The sequence below is a fragment of the Suttonella sp. genome (genome assembly GCF_056855035.1).
On the sequence record NZ_JBXGGR010000011.1, the window covers coordinates 1 to 10,352 of the forward strand.

At 51.2% G+C, this 10,352-nt stretch carries 13 protein-coding genes and 2 pseudogenes; 8 read left to right on the forward strand and 7 right to left on the reverse strand.

The features are described from left to right. Positions 1-35 precede the first annotated feature (35 nt). Positions 36-170 (forward strand): annotated as a pseudogene (locus ACJHVI_RS01080) (IS1595 family transposase); the annotation flags it as partial. A gap of 38 nt (positions 171-208) precedes the next feature. Here the strand turns inward: ACJHVI_RS01080 and dusB are convergent. Genes dusB through aroQ form a run of 6 tightly spaced genes read right to left on the reverse strand, consistent with a single transcriptional unit; the run spans position 209 to position 4,938 of the window. Beyond that, positions 209-1,201 carry a tRNA dihydrouridine synthase DusB gene (gene dusB, locus ACJHVI_RS01085; RefSeq protein WP_483182733.1) on the reverse strand — a complete coding sequence of 331 codons (993 nt, stop codon included), beginning with the start codon at positions 1,199-1,201 and terminating at the stop codon, positions 209-211. Positions 1,202-1,255: 54 nt separating this feature from the next. Next, entirely contained in the window at positions 1,256-2,143 is an 888-nt protein-coding gene (gene prmA / locus ACJHVI_RS01090) for a 50S ribosomal protein L11 methyltransferase (protein ID WP_483182734.1), read from the reverse strand. After that, on the reverse strand, positions 2,143-2,601 hold the full coding sequence (locus ACJHVI_RS01095) for a toxin-antitoxin system YwqK family antitoxin (protein ID WP_483182735.1): 459 nt from the start codon (positions 2,599-2,601) through the stop codon (positions 2,143-2,145). The genes prmA and ACJHVI_RS01095 overlap by 1 nt, the downstream gene beginning before the upstream one ends. A 54-nt stretch (positions 2,602-2,655) precedes the next feature. Beyond that, the gene (gene accC, locus ACJHVI_RS01100; protein ID WP_483182736.1) at positions 2,656-3,999 is read right to left on the reverse strand and encodes an acetyl-CoA carboxylase biotin carboxylase subunit; all 1,344 of its coding nucleotides are present in this window, start codon (positions 3,997-3,999) and stop codon (positions 2,656-2,658) included. Positions 4,000-4,009: 10 nt separating this feature from the next. After that, positions 4,010-4,480 carry an acetyl-CoA carboxylase biotin carboxyl carrier protein gene (gene accB, locus ACJHVI_RS01105; protein WP_483182737.1) on the reverse strand — a complete coding sequence of 157 codons (471 nt, stop codon included), beginning with the start codon at positions 4,478-4,480 and terminating at the stop codon, positions 4,010-4,012. 8 nt (positions 4,481-4,488) lie between these two features. Then, complete coding sequence (gene aroQ / locus ACJHVI_RS01110; protein WP_483182738.1) at positions 4,489-4,938, reverse strand: type II 3-dehydroquinate dehydratase; 450 nt, start codon at positions 4,936-4,938, stop codon at positions 4,489-4,491. A 282-nt stretch (positions 4,939-5,220) separates the two neighbouring features. Here aroQ and ACJHVI_RS01115 point away from each other — a divergent pair, with 282 nt between their 5' ends. The 3 genes from ACJHVI_RS01115 to ACJHVI_RS01125 all read left to right on the forward strand — a co-directional run bounded on the left by ACJHVI_RS01115 (position 5,221) and on the right by ACJHVI_RS01125 (position 7,441). Continuing rightward, positions 5,221-5,496 carry a helix-turn-helix domain-containing protein gene (locus ACJHVI_RS01115; RefSeq protein WP_483182739.1) on the forward strand — a complete coding sequence of 92 codons (276 nt, stop codon included), beginning with the start codon at positions 5,221-5,223 and terminating at the stop codon, positions 5,494-5,496. 293 nt (positions 5,497-5,789) lie between these two features. Next, complete coding sequence (locus ACJHVI_RS01120; RefSeq protein WP_483182740.1) at positions 5,790-6,440, forward strand: c-type cytochrome; 651 nt, start codon at positions 5,790-5,792, stop codon at positions 6,438-6,440. Beyond that, positions 6,437-7,441, forward strand: coding sequence for a c-type cytochrome (locus tag ACJHVI_RS01125; RefSeq protein WP_483182741.1), 1,005 nt, complete (start codon positions 6,437-6,439; stop codon positions 7,439-7,441). The genes ACJHVI_RS01120 and ACJHVI_RS01125 overlap by 4 nt, the downstream gene beginning before the upstream one ends. Positions 7,442-7,487: 46 nt before the next feature. On the opposite strand, the pseudogene ACJHVI_RS01130 reads toward ACJHVI_RS01125, so the two are convergent. Then, positions 7,488-7,595, reverse strand: a pseudogene (locus tag ACJHVI_RS01130) (IS30 family transposase); the annotation flags it as partial. 242 nt (positions 7,596-7,837) lie between these two features. Here ACJHVI_RS01130 and ACJHVI_RS01135 point away from each other — a divergent pair. The 4 genes from ACJHVI_RS01135 to ACJHVI_RS01150 form a co-directional block, all read left to right on the forward strand. Then, entirely contained in the window at positions 7,838-8,296 is a 459-nt protein-coding gene (locus ACJHVI_RS01135) for a PTS sugar transporter subunit IIA (RefSeq protein WP_483182742.1), read from the forward strand. An 8-nt stretch (positions 8,297-8,304) separates the two neighbouring features. After that, complete coding sequence (gene tal / locus ACJHVI_RS01140) at positions 8,305-9,252, forward strand: transaldolase (RefSeq protein WP_483182743.1); 948 nt, start codon at positions 8,305-8,307, stop codon at positions 9,250-9,252. 123 nt (positions 9,253-9,375) lie between these two features. After that, positions 9,376-10,038 (forward strand): thiaminase II, encoded by a 663-nt coding sequence (tenA, locus tag ACJHVI_RS01145; RefSeq protein WP_483182744.1) that lies wholly within the window; start codon positions 9,376-9,378, stop codon positions 10,036-10,038. Positions 10,039-10,195: 157 nt separating this feature from the next. Further along, the coding region (locus ACJHVI_RS01150; RefSeq protein WP_483182746.1) for an IS630 transposase-related protein at positions 10,196-10,352 on the forward strand (157 nt) is incomplete at its 3' end.

Genomic DNA, 10,352 nt, shown 5'->3' on the forward strand with positions numbered 1-10,352 from the left:
TTGAAAATTTTTATTGTCTCATTTTAATCTGAAGAAACTATACCAAAAGAAGGCTTGCAAAATTTAACGGTGTAAGCAAAAATTTCGAATGGCATTTGAAAGAATGCGAATGGCGTTGGAAGCAGAGTATTGATGATTTAGAAAAACATTTATGGTCGCTTCTGCAATAAATTATACCAATCACCCTGCTAGTCTAGAGCCTAGCAAATTATTGCCGGGCGCTTTTTTCGCAGCCGGCACTGTCATATGTTTCAAAGGCACGGATAATCGCCGATTGGCTGTCGTGGTCGCGGCTGTGGTTAATCGCTTCGCGTTGCTGAAGATAATGCGGATGGCGGGCGAAGTACCAATGCAGGTGTTTGCGGGCAATCAGTGCGCTGAGGTGTTCGGGGTAGAGTCGGTGCAGGTCGCGAATATGTGCCTGAATATCTTGATAAGGCTGATAGAGTGGTGCTTGCCATTTGGGATCGAGCTGGCGGCGGATTTCGGCAAAAAGCCAAGGATTGCCTTGTGCGGCGCGCCCGATCATTACGCCGTCAAAGCCGTAGTTTTGAATCAGCTGCTCGGCTTGTGCGCTGCTGCCGATGTCGCCGTTGACAATAACCGGCAGGCGGTTTTGTGCTTTCAGGGCGGCGATTTCCCGATATTGTGCCGGCCCTTTGAAGCGTTGCGCGCGGTGGCGTCCGTGTACGCTGATGGCTGCAATGCCGCAGTCTGCGGCTATCGCGCCGACGGTAAGCAGGTTGATGTTATTGGCATCGAAGCCGATGCGCGTTTTCAGCGTTACCGGTATGGATACGGCTTTGACGGTAGCGGCAAGGATTTTTTCGACCATCGGCAAATCGCTGAGTAGGGCGGAGCCTGCGTTTTGCTGCCCGACTTTTTTGGCGGGGCAGCCCATATTGATGTCGATGACGTCTGCGCCGCGTGCCTGCATGAGTTGCGCCGCTTCCGCCATAAACAGCGGATCGCCGCCTGCCAGTTGCACGATTTTGGGGAAGGCGGGATTATCGTCGAATTGCATACGGGTCTGGCTTTGTGCGCTGTTGAGCAATTCAGGACGTGCATTGACCATTTCCGCGACCGTGAAATGGCAGCCTTGCTGCTGGCAGAGGCGGCGAAAGGGCAGGTCGCTGATGCCTGCCATGGGCGCGAGGACGACAAGCGGGGCGGTAAAGGTAAATTTGCCGAGAGTGATCATGAGTTTATGGAGCGGATAATTGCGGCTGTCAGTATCAAAACACGGGTTTGCGCATCAGGCGGTTTGTCGCAGTTCCAGCAAAATCCAGCCTTCGCGCTCGTCCACGCGCCGCACGCTGTAAGCATCGCCGTAGCGGGCTTCGATGTCGGCTTGTTGGCGTTCCAGCAGTCCCGCAAAATACATGACTGTATTGCTTTGCAGATGTTGCTCGAATTGCGGGCGCAGCAAGCATAGGGGCTCAAGCAGGATGTTGGCGATTAATATATCCACGGCGGGCGCGTCGGCAGGATTGGCGCAGAGGTGTATTTTCTCGCCGACGTGGTTTTTTTCCGCATTATCGGCGCTGGCAATCAGGGCTTGCGGATCGATGTCGGTTTGATAGACGGCTTTTGCGCCCGCCAATGCCGCTGCGATGCCTAAGATACCGCTGCCGCAGCCGTAGTCATAGACGGTTTTGCCTTGCAGCTCGGCTTTATTGACGAGGTAGTTAAGGCACATAGCGGTGGAGGGGTGCGTGCCTGTGCCGAAGGCTAGACCGGGGTCGAGACGCAGGACAATGGCATTGTCGTCTTCAATTTCATGCTCGGTGGCGGCGACCCAAAAATGTTCGCCGAAGCGGATGGGTTGGAAATAATCCAGCCAAGCGCGCACCCAATCGCTGTCTTTAACTAGGTGTTCGGCGATGGGATAGTCTTCGCCCAAGCTGCTGCGCAGGGCGGCAAGCACGGCTTGGCGGTCGGCGTTAAGGTCGTAGAGTCCGGTAACTTTGGTGCTTTGCCATAAGGGCGTGCTGCCGATCGGCGGTTCAAAGATTTCTTCTTCGTCTGCCGCTTGGTAGGTAACGGCGAGCGCGCCGCTGAGTTCTAAAGCGGTTTCCAGTAAAAAGGCTTCGTCTTCGCTGTGTGCGGTAAGGCTGAGTTCCAGCCATTGCGGGTCTTGCATTATTGTCCTTTATGTGTGGCGATCGGCTCGCCTTTGCCTTCTTCAATGAGTTGTCCAGATGCGTCAAAGCGCTGCCAGCGGATAATGCGTCCGTCTTGATAGAGCAGGCGGCTCATACGGCTGCCGTCGATGCGGTAGCCGTCCGACCAGCCTTGGGCGATGCCGGCTTTGAGCGCGGTGTGGGAATGGAGTTGTCCGTTGGGATAATAAACATCGGCATAATCGTCTAACAGACCGTTGCGGACGACGGTTTTCATATAGCGTCCGTTGCTGTGGGCAATGATTTGTTCGCCGTCCGCCAGGTCGGGCGGTGCTTGTTGCGGCGCGACGGCGCTGCTTTCCACGCGGTCATAGGCGGGGCTTAGTCCTAAGGCGTCCGTGCTGTCGCGGTAGAGTGGCGCGCTTGGGCTGCAGGCGCTCAGCAGTAGGACGGAGATAAGCAGATAAGATTTTTTCATATAAGATTTTTTCAGAGCGATGAGTAAAAAGCCCCTGCAAGCAGGGGCAGTCAATCAGGCAAGCCCGAGTTTGTGTTCCAAATAATGAATGTCCATGCCGCCTTGTTTTACAGTGTCGTCATTGAGCAAATCTTGATGCAGCGGGATATTGGTTTTGATGCCTTCAATCACGGTTTCGGAGAGGGCGACTTGCATGCGCGCAATAGCGGTGTCGCGGTCTTCGCCCCAAGAGATGATTTTGCCGATCATGGAGTCATAATGCGGCGGCACGCTGTAGCCGCTGTACAGATGCGATTCTACGCGGATACCCAAGCCGCCCGGTGCATGAAATTCTTTGATTTTCCCCGGCGAAGGAACGAAGCTGCGCGGGTCTTCGGCATTGATGCGGCATTCGATGGCATGGCTTTTGATGCGGATGTCTTCTTGTCGATAGGAGAGCGGCAGTCCTGCGGCGATGCGCAATTGTTCGCGCACGATGTCCACGCCGGTAATCATTTCCGTAACAGGGTGTTCGACTTGCACGCGCGTATTCATTTCGATGAAATAGAATTGTCCGTTTTCATAGAGGAATTCAAAAGTGCCTGCGCCGACATAGCCGATGCGTTTGCAGGCATCGGTGCAGATTTTGCCGATTTCGGCACGCTGTTCGGCGCTGATGCCGGGTGCCGGCGCTTCTTCCAAGACTTTTTGATGGCGGCGTTGCAGGGAGCAGTCGCGCTCGCCCAAATGGATGGCGTTGCCGTGTTTGTCCGCTAAGACTTGGATTTCGATATGGCGCGGGGTTTCAAGGAATTTTTCCATATATACCATGTCGTTGCCAAAGGCTTGCTTGGCTTCGGCTTTGGTCAGCTTGACCGCTTCCACGACTTCTTCTTCGCTGCGCACTACGCGCATGCCGCGTCCGCCGCCGCCGCCTGCCGCTTTCACAATCACGGGATAGCCGATGCTTTTGGCGATGTGTTTGATTTCGGCGGCGTCATTGCCCAAAGGTCCGCCCGAACCCGGTACACAGGGAATGCCGGCGGCTTTCATGGCTTTAATCGCTTCGACTTTGTCGCCCATCATGCGAATGGTTTCGGCTTTCGGACCGATAAAAGTAAAGCCCGATTCTTCGACGCGTTCGGCAAAATCGGCGTTTTCCGATAAAAATCCGTAGCCGGGATGAATGGCTTCGGCATTGGTTACTTCGGCGGCAGCGATAATGCTCGCCATGTTCAGATAGCTTTCCGATGAGGCGGCAGGACCGATGCAGACCGATTCGTCGGCAAGCAGCACGTGTTTTAAATCGGCATCGGCTTTGGAATGCACGGCGACCGTTTCAATGCCTAATTCGCGGCAGGCACGCAGTACGCGCAGCGCAATCTCGCCGCGGTTTGCGATCAAGACTTTGTTAAACATCTGCGCCTCCTTATTCAACAATGAATAGCGGCTGGTCGTATTCTACGGGTTGACCGTTTTCCACCAAGATTTCTTTGATTTTGCCGGAGAATTCCGCTTCGATGCGGTTAAACATCTTCATGGCTTCGATAATGCAGACGGTATCGCCAGCTTTAACCGTTTGTCCGATTTTGACAAATACATCAGCATCGGGAGAGGGCGAGGCATAGAAAGTGCCGACCATCGGCGAGCGGATGGCTTTGCCGGTCACGGCGGGTGCGGCTTTGCTGTCTTCAGCGGCGATGCTCGGTGTGCTGACGGCGGCAGCCTGCGTGCCGGCGGCGATGATTTGCGGCGCAGCGGCATATTGCACGGGCATGCTTTGCATTTGATTGACGTAGCGGCTGATGCGCACGCTTTCTTCGCCCTCGGTGATTTTGATTTCGGCAACGTCTGAAGCCTCTAGCATTTCGATCAGTTTTTTAATTTTGCGGATATCCATGATGCCTCCTATTCGGCAGACTGTGTGAGATGTTGGTGAGCGGCGATGAGGGCCAATTCATAGCCCGTCGCGCCGAGACCGCTAATCGTTCCGACGGCAATATCGCTGAAATAGCTGTGCTGGCGGAATGCTTCTCGGCGATGAATATTGGAAAGGTGTACTTCAATAAAAGGAATATCGACGGCTTTGAGCGCATCGCGCAGGGCGACACTGGTATGCGTGAAAGCGGCGGGATTGAAAATAATGAAATCGACTTCATGCCGTCCCGCTTCGTGAATCAAATCAATCAGCGTGCCTTCGTGATTGTGTTGAAAAAATTCGATCTCATGCTCAAAGGCTTCTGCCAATGCGCTTAAGCGTTCTTCAATGTCGGCAAGCGTGAGACTGCCGTAGTGCTGCGGCTCTCGCGTGCCGAGCAGGTTTAAATTCGGGCCGTTTAAGACCAATATTTGCGCCATAAATGCGGTCGCTCCAAAATGAGGTAAAGTAAAAAACCGCCGCATTATACCTGAAAGGCAGGGCGGCATGGGTTATCTTACTTGTTTTTTATCTGTTTTTTTTACAGTCCTCTAGGCAAAATATGATGAGGACTTGAGTTGGGGAATAGTCGCGGCTTTGTATCATCATGCCCGAATGTGAAAAATCGCGGCCTAAACCTTTGGCATAAAGTGCTAAGCAAAGCTTATGAAAAAGACGGAGCTTTGGAGTAAGATAGTCCGCCGATTTGTGCCGAGATGTTTATGTCCTCTTCCCTTGAACAAGCGATTTCCGATAGCGTCCGCCAATATTTAGCCACCCTTGAGGGCGAGGAACGCGCGGAAAACCTGCATGCCCTCATCATCGGCGAATGCGAACGCCTCCTCATTCAGCAAGCTCTGCACTACAATCAAAACAACCAAAGCCATGCCGCGCTATGGCTGGGCATCACGCGCAACACCCTGAAAAAGAAAATGTTAGAATACGGACTCTACGAAGCACCGCTGCAAAACCTGCCGAGCAAAAAACGCGGACGCTAACAATCATTACGCTCTAATATCTGATCGCTTTAAGCCGAGTGTAGGCATATTGCCTCATTAAAAAATGAGAATGAATTTTTACATCAACATCTTATAAGAAATTCTTAAATGCAGCCCTTCTTCTACACGCTACCCCTAGTTTGCTATTGAATTTTCATCACGCAAAAAATCATCACGATTTTTAAGAACGCTTGCTGTCATCATGATAATTCGTTAATATGCACCCACCATCAGTGTTTAATAATATTTCAACAACAAGCACACGGATTTCCCCACAACAATGAGGCAATACGATGAAAACAACCATCATAACTGCTGTGGGATTTGCCCTTCTGCCCTGTTGGGCGGACATCACGGGTGACCCCGACCGCGGAAAAGAAACGGCGGTGCTGTGCAGCGCCTGTCATCAGGAAAACGGCGCAGGCAAGGATAATAGCGGCGAGGCGGAAAGTTGGCCGCGCTTAGCCGGACTGCCTGCCGCTTATCTGCATAAACAAATGCTGGATATTAAAAACGGCGAGCGCGAAGCGCCGAGCATGACGGCTTTCGCCAATATGTTAGACGAACAACAAATTGCCGATATTTCCGCTTATTATGCCGCCCTGCCTATTCCTGACATCGAGTCGATAGAAGCTGATGCCGCCTTGCTTGCCCATGGCGAAAAACTGGCGATGCGCGGCGATTGGGATCGCTATTTACCGCCTTGCGTCGCCTGTCATGGTCCGGATAATCGCGGCGCGGGCGATATTTTCCCGCCGCTTGCGGGGCAACATGCACATTATCTGCAAAAGCAATTACAGCTATGGGAAAGCGGGCAACGCCGCAATGATGTGAACGAACTGATGCTCAGCATCGCCAAACGCCTCACGCCGGAAGATATTCAGGCGGTCAGTCTTTACCTTGCCGCTCAAGCTGCGCAGGGCGCAGAGGGAGAAAAGCCATGAAAACTCTATATATCAGTATGCTTGCCGCCCTGTCTCTTCCCCTGTGGGCGGAACATTACAACGTCAATCTGCCGCCGTTTAAAGAAGGCGCCTACATTCATCAATCCCCCACTATTGACGACCTTATCCAAGACGAGAAAATGCATCCTGAGCTTAAATCCGTCATCTTAAAAGGCTATGATTTATTTATGAATACGCAGCAATTGCGCGGCAAATATGTGTTTAACGACATGAACTGCCGCAGCTGCCATATGGGAGAAGGACGCATGGCATATTCCGGTCCGATTTGGCCTGCCATGACCACTTTGCCGAACTATCGCCCCAAAAACCGCCATGTCAATAATCTCGAAGAACGCATTGCCGGCTGTTTTTCTTATTCGATGAACGGCATCGCGCCCGAATACGGCTCCGATACCATGCTGGCACTCGCCGCCTATCATCAATGGCTGGCAAAAGGCGCGCAAGTCTATGACAGCCGCCCGATTGCCGGGCGCGGTTTCAACGGATTGGAAAAACCGCCTTTAGCGCCGGATTATGCACGCGGCGAAAGCGTTTACCGCCAATATTGCAGCACCTGCCACGGCGATGACGGGCAAGGATTAAAAACCGCAGGACAATACACCTTCCCGCCCTTATGGGGCGACGGCTCTTATAACTGGGGTGCAGGCATGACGCGCATCTTTACTGCCGCCGCCTATATCCAATGGAACATGCCGCTGGGACAACCGGGTAAATTGAATACTCAAGAAGCTTGGGACGTCGCCTACTATGTGAACGCCCATGAACGCCCGCAAGACCCGCGCTACACCGGAGATGCCAAAGAAACGCGCGAGAAATATCAGGATTTTCATAAGCACACCCTCTACGGCACGGAAATAAACGGCAAATTGCTCGGTCAGCATGACAACACCGGCGAGAAACCCTTCCTGAAGCCGCCCAGCCTGCACGAGCGACACTTTGAAGAAGGCTCGGACGCCTTACTGCCGCGCTCGGAGCCTTAAATCTCATCCGCAGTAATGCCCTTGCTCTTGCAGCAGGGGCATTTATATAGTCGAAGAATTGAAAAAGTATTACGGCGTTGACTCGCCTTTCCGTACGCTCTTGTACTGTCTGCGGCTCGCCGCCTTGTACTACTTTTCCACTTCTCCGACTATAGTGTCTTCAGATTAAAATGAGATAATAAAAATTTTCAACATATTGAAAAATATTTCAATATGTTGTTTTAAGGCGTATCATTTTAATCTGAAGAGACTATATTTTTCTCTCAAGCAAAAAATTAGGCTAAAATTTATATTTTCTGCCGGCTGATATTTTCAGATGCATTCGGTATCAGACAATACCAAGACCGAATTATTGTTATTTTAATCAGCCGCATATTCTGACCTAAGAGGATTACCATGCTACTTAGCAATATGATTTCCAAACAACGCATCATCTTTGCCGAACAATTTGCCGATTGGCAAAGCGCCGTTCGCCATGCCTGCAGTGTACTGTTGGCTGACGGCAGCATTCAGCCCGCCTATGTGCAAGCCATCATCGACAGCATTGAAAAGCACGGCGCCTATATCGTGATTGCCCCCGATATCGCCATGCCGCACGCCCAAGGTAATGCGGAAATGGTTGCACGCAGCGTAGTCAGTTTTATGACAGTCGAGCGTCCAGTCGTTTTTGATGCCGATGACCGCAGCAAAGACGCCAGACTGTTTTTCACACTTGCCGCACAAGATTCCAACAGCCATTTGGAAAACATGGCTGCTCTTGCAGAAATGCTGGATAATGAAGCCCTGATTGCGGATTTACTTGCCGCCAATCAGATTGACGATTTGCGCCGTATCTGTGCGCAGTATCATATTTAGGAGAACGTATGAACCAACTCGAAGCCCTGAAACAAATGACCGTCGTGGTTGCCGATACCGGCGACATCGAAGCGATTAAGCAATATCAGCCGCAAGATGCGACCACCAATCCCTCGCTGATTTTAAGCGCCGCCGCACTGCCGCAGTACGCCGCGCTGATTGATGAAGCCGTCGCCTACGGCAAAAGCCAGAGCAATGACATCGAAGAACAATTATCTCATGCGCAGGACAAATTGGCGGTCAATATCGGCTTAGAAATCCTGAAAATCGTACCAGGGCGCGTTTCTACCGAAGTGGATGCCCGCCTTTCTTATGACAGCGACAAAACCGCCGCCAAAGCGCGCCAATTAATTCATTTATACAATCAAGCCGGCATCGGCAATGAGCGCATTTTGATTAAAATCGCCTCCACATGGCAGGGTATCCGCGCCGCAGAAATCTTAGAAAAAGAGGGCATTAACTGCAATCTCACCTTATTATTCTCGCAAGCCCAAGCGCGTGCCTGCGCGGAAGCCGGTGTTTATCTCATCTCGCCTTTTGTCGGGCGCATTTTGGATTGGTACAAAGCCAATACCGGCAAAGACTACAGCGCGGAAGAAGACCCCGGTGTCTTATCCGTCAAAAGCATTTATGACTACTACAAAGCGCATGGCTATAAAACTATCGTCATGGGCGCCAGCTTCCGCAATCGCGGCGAAATTACCGCCATTGCCGGCTGCGACCGCCTGACCATTGCTCCGCCTCTCTTAGCGGAATTACAAGCCAGCGAAGAAGCCCTGCCGCGCCAATTGGAAGACAAAGGCGCTTATCAGGAAAAACCCGCGCCTTTAACGGAAGCGGAATTCCTGTGGCAGCACAATAGCGATGCGATGGCAGTGGAAAAACTTGCCGAAGGCATCCGCAAATTCGCCGCCGACCAAGAAAAATTAGAAAACCTGCTGCGCGCAAAATTCTAATTCTCTCAAAACCCAGCCTCCGCTATCAATCGATAGCGGAGGCTGTTATCGTATTCAAACTCGCAGCCGCAGAATTTGTGCATACCGATTCTTTACATCCTTTTACCGCACAGAGAGAAAATCATGTCTTTTTTCGAACAGTTAAAAACGCAAGCCCAGCAAGAATGGCAAGCCTATACCCAACATGAATTTTTACGGCAATTGGCGCAGGGGACGCTTGCCGAAGAAAGCTTTCAACATTATTTGAAACAGGATTATTTATTTCTGCGGCACTTTACCCGTGCATGGGGTTTGGCAATTTACAAAAGCCGTCGTATTGAGGATATGCGCTATGCGCAAGCAGGTATCAATGCCATGTTGGATACGGAAATTGCCTTGCATATCGAATATTGCAGACAATGGGGCATTAGCGAAGAACAGCTGCATCAAGAATCGGAAGCCGGTGCTTGTGTGGCATATACGCGTTACGTACTGGATTGCGGCGCAAGCGGCGATTTGCTGAGTTTGCATGTTGCTTTGCTGCCCTGTTTGATTGGCTATGCGAAGTCGGTCGATTGGATATTGGCGCAAGCTTTCACCATCTTAGAGAATAATCCTTATCGCCCGTGGATTGAAATGTACGCAAGTGCCGAATACCGAGAAGCGGTGGACTATGCCAAACGGCATCTGGATAAACTGGCTGCGGATATCACACCGGCGCAGCAGCAATCTCTGCTTACGGTATTTAAAACGGCCACACGTATGGAAGAAGCCTTTTGGGAAATGGGATTGCAGCGTTTGATGTGAGTGATATAGCCGGGGAATTGAAAAAGTATCGGGGGCGGTTTGTTTGACTTTGTGCTCTGTACGGTCGGTGCCTTGTATAGCTGTTATAACCAACAAACCTTGAAAAAATACCAATCATCCCCATATCTCCATCACCATTCACTAATCACTACTTCAAATGGCTTATTCACTAGAAATCAGACAAAAAGCCTTGGCTTATTATGACAAATGCAAGAACATTCACCTTGTTATAGAAGCTTTTGGTGTATCAAGACACACCGTGTTTGGTTGGAGACGACAACTTAAAGAAACAGGCAATTTGTCTTGTAAAAAAC